Origin of the sequence: Mesorhizobium sp. WSM3864 (assembly GCF_002294955.1) — a bacterium.
Taxonomy (GTDB): domain Bacteria; phylum Pseudomonadota; class Alphaproteobacteria; order Rhizobiales; family Rhizobiaceae; genus Mesorhizobium.
In genome coordinates, this window is record NZ_NSGD01000007.1 from 45182 (window position 1) to 60101 (window position 14920).

Annotated in this window: 13 protein-coding genes; 8 read left to right on the forward strand and 5 right to left on the reverse strand. The window is 64.4% G+C overall.

Annotated elements, in window-relative coordinates; all coding sequences use genetic code 11:
• From CK215_RS16480 to CK215_RS16490, 3 genes are read right to left on the reverse strand one after another with little or no spacing between them, the layout of a single operon-like run.
• A complete protein-coding gene (locus CK215_RS16480) occupies positions 1-1281 on the reverse strand; it encodes an ABC transporter permease (protein WP_095831554.1) in 1281 nt (426 codons plus the stop codon).
• Positions 1282-1290: 9 nt separating this feature from the next.
• Complete coding sequence (locus CK215_RS16485) at positions 1291-2343, reverse strand: ABC transporter substrate-binding protein (protein ID WP_066994707.1); 1053 nt, start codon at positions 2341-2343, stop codon at positions 1291-1293.
• A complete protein-coding gene (locus tag CK215_RS16490) occupies positions 2340-3518 on the reverse strand; it encodes an ABC transporter ATP-binding protein (protein WP_095831555.1) in 1179 nt (392 codons plus the stop codon). The genes CK215_RS16485 and CK215_RS16490 overlap by 4 nt, the downstream gene beginning before the upstream one ends.
• A gap of 283 nt (positions 3519-3801) precedes the next feature.
• Between CK215_RS16490 and CK215_RS16495 the strand changes: the two genes are divergently transcribed.
• Both CK215_RS16495 and CK215_RS16500 read left to right on the forward strand, forming a co-directional pair.
• On the forward strand, positions 3802-5190 hold the full coding sequence (locus CK215_RS16495; protein ID WP_095783888.1) for a PLP-dependent aminotransferase family protein: 1389 nt from the start codon (positions 3802-3804) through the stop codon (positions 5188-5190).
• Positions 5191-5194: 4 nt separating this feature from the next.
• Positions 5195-6439 carry an FAD-dependent oxidoreductase gene (locus CK215_RS16500; RefSeq protein ID WP_095831556.1) on the forward strand — a complete coding sequence of 415 codons (1245 nt, stop codon included), beginning with the start codon at positions 5195-5197 and terminating at the stop codon, positions 6437-6439.
• A gap of 27 nt (positions 6440-6466) precedes the next feature.
• Here the strand turns inward: CK215_RS16500 and CK215_RS16505 are convergent, their stop codons facing one another.
• Entirely contained in the window at positions 6467-6985 is a 519-nt protein-coding gene (locus tag CK215_RS16505; RefSeq protein WP_095831557.1) for a MarR family transcriptional regulator, read from the reverse strand.
• 92 nt (positions 6986-7077) lie between these two features.
• Here CK215_RS16505 and CK215_RS16510 point away from each other — a divergent pair, with 92 nt between their 5' ends.
• Together CK215_RS16510 and CK215_RS16515 are read left to right on the forward strand one after the other, a co-directional pair.
• Positions 7078-8547, forward strand: a complete 1470-nt coding sequence (locus tag CK215_RS16510) for an MFS transporter (protein WP_245418705.1) — start codon at positions 7078-7080, stop codon at positions 8545-8547.
• Positions 8548-8806: 259 nt separating this feature from the next.
• Positions 8807-9838 carry an MBL fold metallo-hydrolase gene (locus tag CK215_RS16515; protein WP_095831559.1) on the forward strand — a complete coding sequence of 344 codons (1032 nt, stop codon included), beginning with the start codon at positions 8807-8809 and terminating at the stop codon, positions 9836-9838.
• Between the two features lie 69 nt (positions 9839-9907).
• On the opposite strand, the gene CK215_RS16520 is transcribed toward CK215_RS16515, so the two are convergent.
• Positions 9908-10855, reverse strand: coding sequence for a LysR family transcriptional regulator (locus CK215_RS16520; RefSeq protein ID WP_245418706.1), 948 nt, complete (start codon positions 10853-10855; stop codon positions 9908-9910).
• A gap of 94 nt (positions 10856-10949) precedes the next feature.
• On the opposite strand from CK215_RS16520, the gene CK215_RS16525 reads away from it, so the two are divergent.
• Genes CK215_RS16525 through CK215_RS16540 form a run of 4 tightly spaced genes read left to right on the forward strand, consistent with a single transcriptional unit; the run spans position 10950 to position 14838 of the window.
• Positions 10950-11696 carry an RraA family protein gene (locus CK215_RS16525; RefSeq protein ID WP_095831560.1) on the forward strand — a complete coding sequence of 249 codons (747 nt, stop codon included), beginning with the start codon at positions 10950-10952 and terminating at the stop codon, positions 11694-11696.
• A gap of 16 nt (positions 11697-11712) precedes the next feature.
• Positions 11713-12699, forward strand: a complete 987-nt coding sequence (locus tag CK215_RS16530; RefSeq protein ID WP_348628603.1) for a D-2-hydroxyacid dehydrogenase family protein — start codon at positions 11713-11715, stop codon at positions 12697-12699.
• Between the two features lies 1 nt (position 12700).
• Complete coding sequence (locus CK215_RS16535) at positions 12701-13489, forward strand: SDR family oxidoreductase (protein WP_066994728.1); 789 nt, start codon at positions 12701-12703, stop codon at positions 13487-13489.
• Positions 13490-13521: 32 nt separating this feature from the next.
• Positions 13522-14838 carry an MFS transporter gene (locus CK215_RS16540; protein ID WP_095783894.1) on the forward strand — a complete coding sequence of 439 codons (1317 nt, stop codon included), beginning with the start codon at positions 13522-13524 and terminating at the stop codon, positions 14836-14838.
• Positions 14839-14920 lie beyond the last annotated feature (82 nt).

Below are 14920 nucleotides of genomic sequence, written 5' to 3' on the forward strand. Positions count from 1 at the left end.
TTACACCAGCTTAAGGCGGTCGAGGCCGAGGATACGGGCAAAGATGCCGAACAGCGCCAGCGTGAAGACGAGAAGGATGAAGGACAGCGCCGCCGCCATCTCCCAGTTCAGTTCGACATTGACGTAGTTGGCTATGAAATTGCTGATCAGCTGATCGCTCGCCCCGCCGATCAGCGCCGGAGTTATGTAATAGCCGAGGCACAGGATGAAGGTGAGCATCCATCCGGCCATCACGCCCGGGAACACCTGCGGAATGTAGATGCGGCGGAAGGCGGTGAACGGCCTGGCGCCCAGCGAATAGGCGGCCTTCATCTGCGACGGCGGGATGGTGCGCATGACGCTGTAGATCGGCAGCAACGTGAACGGCAGCTGGATATGGGTCATGGCGATGATCAGGCCGATGCGGCTGTACATCAGGTCGAGCCGGTCGCTGGTGACGCCGATAAAAAGCAGGAAATCATTGACGAGCCCGAATTTCTGCAACAGCACCGTCCAGGCTGCGGTGCGCACCAGGATCGAGGTCCAGAAAGGCAGAAGCACGGCGACGATCAGGATGGCCGCCAATCCCTTCGGCACGTTGGCGATGAGATAGGCGAGCGGAAAGCCGAGGATCAGCGTTGCCAGCGTCACTGACGCCGCGACGAAGAAGGTGCGCAGGAACACCTGGATGAAGATCGCCTGCTCCGGCGGCACCCGTTCGATGCCGCCAGCGGCGTTCCAGCGCAGGTCGAGCGCGCTGAGCAGATAGAACGAAGTGAGGCTGTTTGTGCCGCTCCGGATCGTCGGCCATGTCGACGGCGCCGACCAGAACGGCACCGATTTCATGGCCTCGAGCGCGGCTTGGCCGTCGGCGCTTTCGAGCTTGCGCACCGTCTTCAGCACCTGGCTGCGCGCGCCGGGCAAGCGGGCGTTCAGGCTCTTGGCAAGTTCATAGGCCGTGCCCTTGGCCTGGTTGTCCTTGAGGTCCGCCGCGAGCGCCGCGAACGCATCGTCGCCCGGAAGGCCCTGGCCGCTCCAGCCGGCCAGGGCCACGGTCGTCTTGGGCAAGGCATCCGCGATGGTGGGATCATAGACGGCGCGTGACAGCAGCAGCACGATCGGGATGCCGAAGCTCAGCGCCAGCAGCACGAGCAGCGGCGCCGCCAGCAGCAGCGAACGCATCCGATCGCCGAATTCGGCGCGCCGGAGCGCCGCCGACACTGATTTGAGATCCGCGTCGGCGGCTGACCGGTCGCGGGCCAGCGTCGGCCGGTCGAGTTCGCTGGGCTGGAGCGCCGACATCTCGCCTTCCTACTGGGCCAGCCAGGCGTTGAAGCGCTTGACGAGGTCCTCGCCATAGTCGCCCCAGAACTCGGTGTCGGCGACCAGATAGGCGCCTGCTAGATGGTCGGGAGCGTTGGGCAGTTTGGGCAAGGCGTCAGCCGCTACGAAGGACGCCGCGTCGGTGCGCACCGGCCCGTAGGTGATGTAGCTGGCGAGCTTGGCGTTGTTCTCGGGCTGGCTGATATAGGCGAGGTATTTGTAGGCCAACTCCGGATTGCGCGCGCCCTTCGGAATGGCGATCATGTCATATTCGAGGATCTGGTTGTTCCAGACGATCTTGAATGGCTTCTTGTCGGTGTCGATGGCGTTCTGGATGCGGCCGTTCCAGGCGGTGGTCATCACCACTTCCTTGGAGGCGAGAAGCTGCGCCGGCTGCGCGCCGGCATCCCACCAGACGATGTCCTTCTTGATCGTGTCGAGCTTCTTGAAGGCCCGGTCGACGCCTTCCGGCGTTGCCAGCACCTTGTAGACGTCCGCCGGCGCCACGCCGTCGGCCATCAGCGCCCATTCGAGGTTCTGCGCCGGGAACTTGCGCATGGCGCGCTTGCCCGGGAATTTCTTCGTGTCAAAGAGGTCGAGAACCGAGGTCGGCGCTTCCTTGAGCACGGTCGGATCATAGGCGAGGATGTCGCCGTAAGCGTCGAGACCGACACCGCAATCCAGCGCCGAGCCCTCGATGAACTTGTCGCGCGGCCCGATCTTGGCATAGTCGAGCCGTTCGAGGATGCCTGCGTCGCAACCCTGCAGCACGGTCGCCGTTTCCACTGTCACCAGGTCGATCGGCACGTTGCCCGTCTCGACCATGGCTTTGACCTTGCCGAGATCGCCGAGATATTCCTGCTCGAGGATCTTGGCGCCGGTTTCCTTGGCGAAGGGCTCAAACCAGGCCTTGCGCTGAGCGTCCTGCCAGGCGCCGCCGCTCGCCATAATCGAGAGCTCCTCGGCGAAGGCGGCGCCGGCGATGGTCATGCACGCCGTGGCGGCCGCGAGGGCGATCAGACGTGTTCTCAGATGTTTCATGTCGTTTTCCCCTGTTTTGGAATGGTACCACCCGTTCCGGCATCGGCCGGAAAGGCGCGGCAATCGTTGGGCGCGCAGGAGACCGTCACGGTCTCACCATTCGCCATCGTTGCTTCGGGGCCGAGCTTGACGGTCAGCACCTGGTCGTTGGCGAGCCTGGCCAGAAGCCGCAGGTGGTCGCCGAGATAGATGCGCCCATCGACAGTTGCCGCCAGTGCGTTGCCGCCATCGGCGGCGGCCGACAGGCTGAGCCGCTCGGGCCTGATGGCGACGTGGCAGGGACTGCCTTGCGTCACGCCGACCGCCAGCGCGGCGATCTCGCCGCCGCCGTTCAACTGGACGCGGCATTGCTCCCCCCAAACGCGGTCGACCACGCCTTCCAGCGTGTTGTTCTCGCCAATGAAGCTCGCCACAAATGAGCTTTGCGGGGTGTTGTAGAGATCGTCAGGCGAGCCGAGCTGGGCGATGCCGCCCTGATTGAAGACCGCGACGCGGTCGGACATCGTCAGCGCCTCGCTCTGGTCGTGCGTAACATAGACGATGGTGACGCCGAGCATGGTATGGATCTGCTTGATCTCGAGCTGCATGTGCTCGCGCAACTTCTTGTCGAGGGCGCCCAGCGGCTCGTCCATCAGCACCAGGCTCGGCTGGAACACCAGCGCCCGGGCAAGCGCCACGCGCTGCTGCTGGCCGCCGGAAAGCTGCGCCGGGCGGCGGTCGCCGAATTGCTTCAGCCGCACCATGTCGAGCACGCGGCCGACGCGGGCCGCGATGTCCGCCTTGCTCACCTGGCGGACGGACAGCGGAAAGCCGACATTCTCCTCGACTGTCATATGCGGGAACAGCGCATAGTTCTGGAACACCATGCCGATGTTGCGCTGATAGGGCGGCAATCGGTCGACCGGCTGGCCCTCCAGCGTGATCGTGCCATGCGTCGGCCGCTCGAAGCCGGCGAGCATATTGAGCGTCGTCGTCTTGCCGGAACCGGAGGGCCCGAGCAGCGTCAAGAACTCGCCGCGCGCAACGCTGAGGTTCATCCGCGTCACCGCGAAGGTCCGCCCGTCATAGGATTTCTCGACCTCGGCGAATTCGACGAAGCCTGGCCCGGCGCTCGCCAGCACGGGACGCGCAGTGGCAGCTCCGTGGGCCGGCGCAGCGGCTTGGCTGGCGCTCATCGCCCTCAACCCCGGCTGCCAGCGGGCGATTTATCAAATGGCTTGCGATCCATGCCTCGTCCTCCCGGTACCGGCCGCGAACTACGCGCGCCGTCCGACTTGTATGATCACACAATTAGGCTGGAACCGACCATAGATGCGGACAAGTTTGCCCGTCAAGCCGTAAAATGCGGCATTGTGTGATAATTTTCCGAAGTTGAGTGTAGGACAACTTCTATTGTCGGGATCGTTGTCTTATGCTAAATGCCCGACAACTCAGTACCAGCCGCAGTTCGAAATCCGCATGCTCGAAAATCTTCGCCTCACCGAGGACGAAAGCCCTGTCTATCGCCGCCTTGCCGACGCGATCGCCGAACGCATCGCAGCCGGCACGCTTGCCGTCGGCGACCGGCTGCCGCCGCAGCGCGAGATCGCGCGCGCCCTGGGCATCAATGTCACGACCGTGACGCGGGCGTTGTCCACCCTGCAGGAGCAAGGCCTTCTTGAGGCGCGTCCCGGACGCGGCACCACGGTTGCCGCCCGCGACATCGTCGAGCGGCCGGGCTTCGTGTCAGCGCCGAGCGACCAGAGCGGCGTCATCGACCTCTCGGTCAACCGGCCGCCTACGTCAGCCTATCTCGACGCCGTTGCGACGCTGATGCCGCGTCTTTCCAAGGATCGCCACTACGCTTCGTTGCAGGATTATCATCCGCCGGAGGGACCGCTTTGGGGTCGTGTCGCGGTCGCCGATTGGTTCAAAACCGTCGCCGGTGAAGGGGACCCGGGCCGCGTCGTGCTCGCCGCCGGCGCCCAGCATGGCCTGGACTGCGTTCTTGGCGCCGTCACCCGGCAGGGCGAGGTGGTGCTGGCCGACGAGGTGACCTACCAGGGCATCAATGCCCTCTGCCGCGTGCACGGGCTTGATCTCAGGGGCGTTGCCATGGATCGCGGTGGGATGCGGCCGGACGCCTTCGAGGCGGCTTGCGCGCAGCTTCGCCCGCGCGCGGTATTCCTCGTGCCGACGCTGCACAATCCGACGACAATCACGTTGAGCCAGGAGCGTCGGCGCGAACTCGCCTCGGTCGCCCGGCGCCACAACGTGCTGATCATCGAGGACGACGTCTACCGGCCGCTGGCCGACGATCCGCCGCCGTCCTTCGCCAGCCTCGAGCCGGAGCTGACGATCCATCTCGGCGCGCTGTCAAAATGCGTCGCGCCCGGCCTGCGCCTCGGCTTCGTCATCGCCCCGCGCCCGATCGCCGGCCAGGTCGCCGCGGCGCTGCGCATCAACTGCTGGAGCATCAGCCCGCTGACCGCACTGATCGGAGCCAGGCTGCTCGAGGAGGGCGCCGCCGCCCGCATCATCGACATCCAGAAACAGGAACTGCGCCAGCGTCAGGCTATCCTGAGCGACATCCTCGGCCGCTTCGACATCCAGAGCCAGCCGACCTCGACCCATGCCTGGCTGCGCCTGCCCGAGCCGTGGCGCGGCGCGGGCTTTGCCCGCACCTGCCTGGAGCGCGGCGTCGCCGTCCTGCCAGGTGATGCCTTCGCCGTCGGCCGCGAGCCGGTCCAGCACGGCGTGCGCATCAATGTCGGCGCGGCGCGATCGCAAGAGGATCTGCGCTCGGCGCTCACCACCATGGCCGAGCTGCTCGCCGCCGGCCATCTGCAACTGCCTGGCTTTGTCTGAGACCATGGCCTCCTCGCCGAAATCAGTCGAGATCGCCATCATCGGCGCCGGCGTCGTCGGGCTGGCGACCGCTTTGCGCCTTGCCGGCGAGGGTCGCGAGGTCCTGCTCATCGACCCGCACGAGCCCGGCTCGGGCGCTTCGTTCGGGAATGCCGGCACGATTGCCGAATATGCCTGCATGCCGGTCGGCAATCCCGGCCTGCTGCACGCGTTGCCGAAGCTGCTGCTCGATCCCGAAAGCCCGTTCTCGCTGCGCTGGGCAGCGCTTTTCCAGCTCGCGCCATGGCTCATCCGCTTTGTCCGCCAGTCGCTGCCGGCGGCAACCCGCGCCAATGCACTGGCGCTTGCCGGCTTGCTCGCCGAAGCGCTGCCGGCCTGGGGCGAAATGGTGCAGGAGGCCGGACTTCAGGATCTTATGCGTCGCAATGGCTGCCTCTATGTCTATCGCCGCGACAGCGATTTTGCCGCCTCCGAGAGTGGACGGGCTTTGCGCGCCGAGCTCGGCGTTCATCAGCAGGTTCTGACCGCCGATCAGGTGGGCGCGCTGGAGCCGCGGCTGGCGGCGTTTGGGACCCACGGCCTCTATTTCCCGGATTCGATCAATGTCAGCGATCCCAAGGCGGTGATGGCGCGGCTGGCGGCAGCCGCTACCGCCAGGGGTGCTCAACTCATGCGCGCGAGCGTCACCGGCCTCGCAACGGGGGCAGGCGGCGTGCGGCTGAGCGGCCCGGGCCTCGCCGTCACGGCGCAAAAAGTAGTGATTGCGGCGGGCGCGCGGTCACGGCCGCTCGCTGCCCAGGCCGGTGACCGGATCCCGTTGGAGACCGAGCGCGGCTATCATCTCGAGTTTCCGACCACGACACCTTTGCTCAACCGGCCGGTCTGCCCGGTCGATCTCGGTTTCTACATGACGCCGATGGACGGCAGGCTGAGAGTTGCCGGCACCGTCGAGCTGGGTGGGCTCGAAGCACCGGCCAATCCGCGCCGGCTGGCGCTGCTCGATCGCGGCGTGCGGCAGTTCTTCCCCGATCTCAGCCAGCCATCGTCGCAATGGCTAGGCTTCCGGCCGTCCCTGCCGGACTCGCGCGCTGTGATCGGGCCCTCGAGGAAATCGCCGGACGTGATCTACGCCTTCGGCCACGGTCACCTCGGACTCACCCTCGCACCAATTACTGCCCGACTAGTCGCCGACGTGATTCACGGAAAGGACAGCACATTGCTGTCCGCCTTCAGCTCGGCCCGGTTCTGAACAGGCGAACCCCACGTTTGACCGCGACTAGAGGTTCCGGCGGCGGGCGGAACCTCGCCCCGGACCGTCGCTGTCTATCGGTCGCGTTGCGGTCAGGCCGGCTTCGATGGATCTGAGAAGCTCAAGCGCGGCATTGAGATTGCGTGTGTCGTCGCCGGCGGCCTCGGATACGGCAGTTGCCCACTCCTTGCGCACCAGGGCGTAATTGTGGGCTCCCCGCCGGGTGCGGTGGACGCTAACGCCCCGGCGATCTTGCGGGTCGACATGGCGCTCGATCAGCCCCTTGCCTTCCAGGTCGCGCAGCACGGTGGAAACATTGGTGCGCTGCAGCCCGGTCGCCGTCGCGATCTGGCTGGGCGTTGCGGAAGCGTGCGCAACGAGGTGGCGCATCACCATGCCCTCCGATTGCGACAGCGACAGCGCTTTTTCGTCCCGGTAACCGCGAAATTGAATCTCACGGGCAATGATGAGAATCAAGTCGGCCAGGTCCGCCCAGCGAACAGCCGGGGGAGCTTTGCGAGCGGACGATTCCTGGTCGGTTTCCATAGGGCGCAGTTTACAGACTTCCAACGTCTATGTATATGAACATAATCATTATAATCATATAACTATGTTTTCATACACATCTGGAGGTTCGGATGACCAACTCGACAACCGCCGCCGGGCACGCTTGGCACACACCTCGTTCCATGGCCCGCGCCGGCGGGCTGCACGGGATTGGCGTGTACGTTCTGCTCGCCGGCGCCTTCCTGCCGATCGCCGACTTTTTCATCGTCAACGTGGCGCTGCCGACCATCGCCACCTCGCTGCAGGCGACGCCGGCCGCACTTGAGCTGGTGGTTTCAGTCTATGGTGTGGCTTACGCCGCCATGCTCGTTCTCGGCGGCAGGCTGGGCGATCGTTTTGGACGCCATAGCCTGTTCTTGGTCGGGCTCTCCGGGTTTATCCTCGCCTCTCTCGCCTGCGGTCTGGCACCCACCATCGATCTCCTTATCGCCGCCCGCCTGGTCCAGGGCGCAATGGCGGCGATGCTCGTGCCGCAGGTGCTTGCGACCTTCCAGGCCACCCTGGAAGGCGAACGCAAGACCCGGGCCATCGCGCTTTACGGCGCGACCTCGGGCATCGCCGCGGTTGTCGGCCAACTCGCCGGCGGACTGCTGGTCAGCGCCAATCTGTTCGGCACCTCCTGGCGGCCGATCTTCCTGATCAACATTCCGCTCGGCGTCATCGTGTTCTTCGCCTCGCGGGCGGTCGTGCCAGCCAACCGCTCGCCGCACCCCTCGGGCATCGACGTCGCCGGCACTGTACTTTTCGCCGCCACGCTGACGGCTCTGCTGGTGCCGCTGACCGAAGGTCACTCGCTCGGCTGGCCGGCATGGACGTGGACAATGCTGGCTGCAGCCGTCTTGCTTGCCGTCGCGACGGTCACCGTCGAAAGGGCCGCCGAAGCGCGCGGCGAGATGCCATTGCTGCCGCCGTCGCTGCTCAAGCTGCCCTCGATGTCGCGCGGCCTGGCCATGATCACGCTGTTCAGCGTCGGCTTCGGCGCCTTCATGTTCGTCTTCGCGCTCACCGTCCAGAACGGGCTCGGCGCCAACCCGCTCGAAAGCGGCCTCGCAATCCTGCCGATGGCGGCGATGTTCTTCATCGGTTCAGTGGTCAGCCCGCGCATCATCGGCCGCTTCGGTCGTGGGGCGCTCGCGGCCGGCGGTCTCCTGCAGGCGCTTGGACTGGTCACGTTGATCGCAATCACCGTGTCCAGTTGGCCAAGGGTGAGCCTCCTCGAATTTGCCGTGCCGCTGGTCGTGATCGGGGCCGGACAATCGATGTTGTTTTCGGGCTTGTTCCGGGCCGTGCTCGCCGATGTCCCCAAGCATCTGGCGGGCGTCGGCAGCGGCGTCCTCATCACCCTACAGCAGTCGGGCCTGGCGCTCGGGGTCGCAACCTTGGGCACGCTCTACCTGGCACTGGAGCCGGCGAGCATTTCGCACGCCTTCGGCACAGTCATCGCATGTCAGTTCGTCATTGTCGTCATGCTGGTCCTGTGCACCGGGCTGCTGCCGCGGTTCAACAAGGATCAGGCCGACGCCCAGCCCGTGGAGATGTGATTTCAAATGCCGGAACAGCGCGACCGCTCCGAGCCGCGAGGCTGAAGGAACGGACCGATCGCGAGCTTTAGGTGGATGATGATCATCAGTCGTTATTCAACTGGGTGATGATGCTGACGGCGAACTCTGAATTGGACGGCGTAACCCGTCTCGGGAACGCTATGCGCGCAAACCGGCCTCGGCGCAAACGTTCTCCGCGACGAGAACGAGCGTACGGACGCCGGTCGCGGCCTCGACGAAAAGCACATGGAGCTCTGGGATGACCGCCCCTTGCAAGATTCTCGATTACCTGTTCGACGGCACCGGAGGTGCGGAGCCCCGGCTGACCAGCGGCGACATCGTCAATCCGAGCCGCCGCGCATTTTTGGCCGCCGGCTGCTTTTGTCTGGCCTGCGGCCTGGCGACGCCGTTGTTCGCTGGCGCGCCCATGGCCAAAAGCCAGGCGCCCCGGTTCCATCGTTTGACGCTCGGCGATTTTGAGGTAACGGCGCTGTCCGATGGCAGCAATATGCTCCCCGCGACGAAGTTGCTGCAGGGCGACCCGGCGCGGATCGAGGAAGCACTCAAACGCAACTATCTCACCGATGTCGTCGAGACGTCGCACAATTCCTTTCTCGTCAATACCGGAGCCAGGCTGGTGCTGATCGACGCTGGTGCCGGGTCCCTGTTAGGCCCAGGCACCGGCCACCTGCTAAGCAATCTCAGCGCATCAGGCTATCGGCCGGAGCAGATCGATGAGATCTACCTCACGCACCTGCACACCGACCACGTCGGCGGTCTCATGGTCGACGGCCAGAGAGCCTTCCCCAACGCCGTCGTGCGTGTCGAAAAGCGCGACACCGACTACTGGCTGAGCGAGGCAAGCATGCACGCGGCTCCCGCTGAAGCGAAGCGGTTTTTTCAGGCCGCCATGGCATCGATCGGGCCATATCTGCAAGCCGGCAAGCTCGCCGTATTCGATGGCAACACCGATCTTGTGCCTGGCGTGCGCGCACAAACCGCCTATGGCCACACACCCGGACATACAATGTATGTGGTCGAGAGCAAGGGCGAGAAGATCGTCCTGTGGGGCGACGTCGTGCATGTCGCCGCGGTACAATTCAAGGACCCGTCCGTCACGATCCAGTATGACGCCGACGCATCGGAAGCCGAGCGCGTGCACGAGCGCGCCTTCGCCGATGCGGCTGACAGCGGCTATATCGTTGGCGGCGCCCACATATCGTTTCCTGGGCTTGGCCGTGTCCGGCGCGACGCCGCGAACGTCTACTCATATGTGCCCCTGAACGGTTAGAACTGGTGCCGCGAGGAAGCCGGATCCATCTGCGCCAGTGACATCCTGGATGTCGCTTCCGCCGTAAGATCATGTCGTTCCCACGAGCGGCGCTTCTCCAACCAGCTGGCCATCGAAGGACGAACCGCAGGCGTCCGTCACGAGCGCGCGAAACCATTGGTGGGCGGGGTGCTGCTGCAGTCGTTCGTGCCAGATCAGCTTGTAGAGCAGCTTCTCGGTTTCGAACGGCAACTCGCACACCACCAGGTCACGTCCATCCGCAATCGTTCGCCACGGTCCATTGAAGAAGCCGAGCGGCACGCAGGTGAGGAGGTCGCTACGCGAGGCAATCTTCAGTGCGTCGGCAAAGTGATTGACCACAACGGCGATCGTCCTTGTCCGTCCCGTCAGGCTGAGCCAGCCATCCACCAAGCCGCGTTCCAGACCGGACGGGGTCGCCAAGACGTGTGCCGCGGCGGTGAATCGATCGAGCGTCAGGCAATCGGCCAGGTCATGTCCGCCGCGCATGACGCAGACATAGCGATCCGTCCGCAGGCTCCGTACATGCATTTCTCTTGGCAGCGAGGCAAACATGCCCACGGCGCAGTCAAGGGTGCCGCGATCGATTCCTTCCAGCGAGCCTTCATGGGTATGCACCGCGAAGGAAACGCGGGCGCGCGGCGACGCGGCCTGCAATTTCAGCGTAATTTCGCTGACGCCTTCCATCGCGAGACTGTCGGTGACGGCAATGCGAAAACTGGTCGCATCCGACGCGGGATCGAACTCGTCGGGCGCGAAAGAAGCGCGAATTGCCGTGAGCGAGCGATGAAGGTCGGGCCACATCGCGACCATGCGAGCGGTGGGCTGGACCCCCGTTGCCGTCTTGAGGAAAAGTTGATCTTTAGTGAGGCGGCGGGCTCGACGCAACGCATTGCTCACCGCCGGCTGGCTCATCGCCAGGCTCGAGGCCGCACGTGTCACATTCCTCTCCAGCATGATGGCCTCAAGGACGGCAATCAGGTTCAGATCAAGGCGCACGTTATTCACCCAGCAAATGATGCATTGGTCGATTCTAAATTGGACGCATTGATGGCGGCAAGCCATCCTGATGCCGCTGATCGGAGGATAAGGCATGAATGATATAGCTCTCGCGGATGTGCTGCCGAAGCTCACCGGCAAGATCAGTCGCGACCGCATTCGACTGATGCGGGTACCGCGCCCGCCGAAGGATCTGATCGACGGCTTCAAGCGGATCGGCGACGCCACCAGCGTCATCTCGGACATTATGGATGAGCTCGGTATCACCGGCGCGGTTGGCGCATCGGTTCTGAAGCCGACCCTGCCTTCGGTGTCGATCGTCGGTCCGGCGCTTACGGTGCGCAACATCCTGCAACGCGAGCATGTCTACGAAACGGCGAAAAACCAAGTCAACCGGATGGCGGAGTTCGAGGCCCACAACCTGGCGCTGCCGGGCGACGTTGTGGTGATCGAGGGCGTTGCCGGCGTTTCGAACATGGGCGGAATTTCGGCCCAGACCGGAAAACGGCAGGGCGAGGCCGGAGCAATCGTGGACGGAGGCGTTCGCGACCTCGGGCATTCGCGGCGGGTCGGATATCCGCTTTGGGCCACCGAGATAACGCCTGTCACAGGCAAATGGCGCATCGAGACCGTGGAGATCAACGGCGAAATCCAAGTCGCCGGCGTGCGCGTTGCTCCAGGCGATATCGTCGTTGCGGACGAAACCGGCGTCTGCTTCATCCCGATTGCCCGGGCCGCCGAAGTTCTGGCAAAGGCGCTGAGGAAGTCGGCGCTTGAAGAGGCCAAGTGCGAAGCAATCGACGCCGGTACCTCCGTTGCGGATCTGCCGGGCAATGCATGAGGCGATAGGTCACCCCGTGAGAAAGCTTCGCGTCGCCATCATCAACGACTACCAGGACGTGGTCCGCACGCTGGACTGCTTCTCCAGGCTGGACGGCCACGACGTCACGATCTGGACCGATATCGTCGAGGATGTCGACATTCTGGCAGATCGCCTGGCGGAGGCGGACGTCCTGGTGCTGATGCGCGAGCGCACCAAGATCGACGAAGCTTTGCTGAGCCGCCTTCCCAAGCTGAAGCTCATAAGCCAGAACGGCCACATTCCCCACATCGATCTGGCGGCCTGCGACAGGCACGGTGTCGTCGTTTCGTCCGCTCTGACGTCGCGTCCGTCCTATTCGACCGTCGAACTCACCTGGGGGCTTATTCTTGCGGCGATGCGCAACATTCCTTTCGAGAGCGCGTCGCTGCGGCAAGGCCGTTGGCAGACCACCATAGGCCTCGGCCTGCGCGGCCGCGTCCTCGGCATCTATGGTTTCGGCCGGTTGGGCTCGATGGTGGCGCGGATCGGCAAGGCCTTCGGCATGGAGGTGCTGATCTGGGGGCGCCAAGGCTCGTTGGATCGCGCTAAGGCCGAGGGTTTCAGCGTGGCACAAGACAAGCCGTCCCTGTTCAGGCTGTCGGATGTTCTCAGCTTGCATCTGCGGCTGAATGCCGAGACCAGCGGCGCGATTGGGCCTGACGACCTGGCCTTGATGAAGCCGACCGCTTTGCTTGTGAACACCAGCCGTGCCGAACTGATCCAGCCGGGCGCTTTGGTGGCGGCGCTGAAGAGCGGTCGCCCCGGCAAGGCGGCGGTCGACGTGTTCGAACGCGAGCCGCTCACCAATCCGGACGACGCCCTGCTCAGGCTTCCAAACGCCCTGTGCACGCCGCATCTCGGCTATGTCGAGCGCGACAACTATGAGTTCGCGTACGGCAATGCGTTCGACCAGATCGTAGCCTTCGCGGGCGGAACCCCGATCAATGTCCACTCCGCTGGCGGCCAGAAACAGGATCACTGAAATGAACCTCGAGCTCGACGGGAAAATTGTCCTGATAACCGGGGGCAGCAAGGGAATAGGGCTGGCCTGCGCACGCGCCTTTGCCAGGGAAGGGGCCCGCGTGGTGATTGTGTCACGCAGCCAGGAGAACCTCGACAACGCCAAGAAAAAGCTGGCCGCCGAGGGGCTGTCGGCAACGAGTTTCGCCGCCGATCTGTCGGACGGGCTTGCGGCAAAGGAAATGGTCGCCGCGCTCGAGGAGCAGGTGGGGCCGATCGCGTCCCTGGTCAATTCGGCCGGTGGCGCCAGGAGAGTTGCCCCCGACGAACTGACGCCGGACAAATGGCGTGTCGCGATGGACGCGAAGTTCTTCACCTACATGAACGTCACCGACTACGTCCTGCCGCTGATGGTGGCGCGGGGCGCCGGCACGATCGTCAACATAGTCGGCACCGGCGGCAAGATCGCGTCACCCATGCATTTGCCGGGAGGCGCCGCCAACGCGGCGCTGATGCTCGCCTCGGCGGGGCTGGCAGCGGCGTGGGGGCATGCAGGCGTAAGGGTGAACGTGATCAATCCGGCCGCCACCATGACCGAACGCCTGCAATTGTCGCTTGAAGTCGAATCCAGGGTGACGGGCAAGACGCCGGAAGAACTGCTGCGGCTGAACGAGCAGCGAATTCCGCTGCGGCGCTACGCAAATCCTGAAGAGGTGGCCGATGCGGCGCTTTTCCTCGCCAGCGCAAGATCCTCCTACGTGACGGGCGCTTCGCTGACCATGGACGGAGGACTTACGCCACTGGTTGTCTAGCCGGCGTCGCATCGACAAAACGGGAGGAAGAGATGTTCACTTGGTACAGGGAGTTGACGTCGCGCGAGCGGAACACCTTCTGGGGCTGTTTCGCCGGCTGGGCCGTCGATGCGATGGATGCGCAGCTCTTCAGCTTCGTGCTGCCGATCCTCATCGCGGCCTGGGGAATGACGACGGCGCAGGCCGGCTATCTGGCCACCGCGACGCTGCTCTCCGCGGCGATCGGAGGATGGCTCTGCGGTTATCTCGCCGACCGTTTCGGTCGGGCCCGCATCATGCAGTTCACGATCCTTTGGTTCTGCGCCTTCACTTTCCTTGCCGGGTTCGCCCAGGACTTCCAGCAGCTTATGGTCTTGCGCATCATGCAGGGGCTGGGCTTCGGCGGCGAGTGGGCGGCCGGTGCGGTCCTGATGGGCGAGATCATCCGGGCCGAACATCGCGGCAAAGCCGTAGGCACCGTCCAGAGCGGATTCGGCATCGGCTGGAGCGCCGCCGCCATATTGGCGGGCGTGGTCCTGGCGCATTTGCCCCAGGATTACGGATGGCGCGTGCTGCTGATGATCGGTGTGCTCCCCGGCGTGCTGGTCCTCTATCTGCGCCGCAAGATCGAGGAGCCGGAGATATTCGTCAAAACGCGCGAGCTGGTCGAGAAGAGCGGCGTTCGGCCCGGGCTGGGTGCGATATTTCAGCCTGACGCCCTGCGCGTGACGATCCTTTCTTCATTGCTGGCATTCGGCGTGATCGGAGTCGGCGGTGCGATCGTCAACTGGCTGCCGACCTTCATGAAGACGGTGCGCGAACTGTCGCCGAGCGCATCTGGATATTACCTGTTCGTGGTGACCGGCGGCTCGTTTTTCGGATTTCTGGCCAGCGCATACCTGGCCGATCGTCTCGGGCGGCGGCGGACGTTTCAGCTTTTTCTCGTATGTTCCTGGCTGATCACCATCGCCTATATGTTCTTGCCGCTCTCCGGCTGGTCGTTGATTATCCTGGGTGCGCCGTTCGGCTTCTTCACCATCGGAAACTATGCCGCGCTCGGCCCATTCTTCACCGAGCTTTTCCCCTCCGCCATCCGCGCCAGCGGTCAGAGCTTCGCCTACAATTTCGGTAAGGCGGCCGGTGCGGCCGCCGTATCCAGCATCGGAATACTGGCGCAACATATCAGCCTGGCTGAGGCGATCGGCCTTGTCGCGCTGTTGGGCTACAGCATCGCATTCGCCGCGACCCTGATGCTGCCCGAGACGCGGGGAATTCAGCTGACGTCCGGCTATGAACCGCCCGCGCCGCGTCCCGACACCGGCGCTTCCTCGCCACCCGCGCAAGCCTCGGTTTTGCGCGCGAGACGATAGGTCCTTCCAGCCGCACTCGTGCGCTAGGCATTCAGACCAGCCGTTCACGAGTTTCCCGCTACAGATCGCGAAGGATCAGCAG

Coding starts and splice junctions, on each gene's coding strand:
- CK215_RS16480 (WP_095831554.1), bottom strand. CDS start 1,281: ATGTCGGCGCTCCAGCCCAGCGAACTCGACCGGCCGACGCTGGCCCGC.
- CK215_RS16485 (WP_066994707.1), bottom strand. CDS start 2,343: ATGAAACATCTGAGAACACGTCTGATCGCCCTCGCGGCCGCCACGGCG.
- CK215_RS16490 (WP_095831555.1), bottom strand. CDS start 3,518: ATGAGCGCCAGCCAAGCCGCTGCGCCGGCCCACGGAGCTGCCACTGCG.
- CK215_RS16495 (WP_095783888.1), top strand. CDS start 3,802: ATGCTCGAAAATCTTCGCCTCACCGAGGACGAAAGCCCTGTCTATCGC.
- CK215_RS16500 (WP_095831556.1), top strand. CDS start 5,195: ATGGCCTCCTCGCCGAAATCAGTCGAGATCGCCATCATCGGCGCCGGC.
- CK215_RS16505 (WP_095831557.1), bottom strand. CDS start 6,985: ATGGAAACCGACCAGGAATCGTCCGCTCGCAAAGCTCCCCCGGCTGTT.
- CK215_RS16510 (WP_245418705.1), top strand. CDS start 7,078: ATGACCAACTCGACAACCGCCGCCGGGCACGCTTGGCACACACCTCGT.
- CK215_RS16515 (WP_095831559.1), top strand. CDS start 8,807: ATGACCGCCCCTTGCAAGATTCTCGATTACCTGTTCGACGGCACCGGA.
- CK215_RS16525 (WP_095831560.1), top strand. CDS start 10,950: ATGAATGATATAGCTCTCGCGGATGTGCTGCCGAAGCTCACCGGCAAG.
- CK215_RS16535 (WP_066994728.1), top strand. CDS start 12,701: ATGAACCTCGAGCTCGACGGGAAAATTGTCCTGATAACCGGGGGCAGC.
- CK215_RS16540 (WP_095783894.1), top strand. CDS start 13,522: ATGTTCACTTGGTACAGGGAGTTGACGTCGCGCGAGCGGAACACCTTC.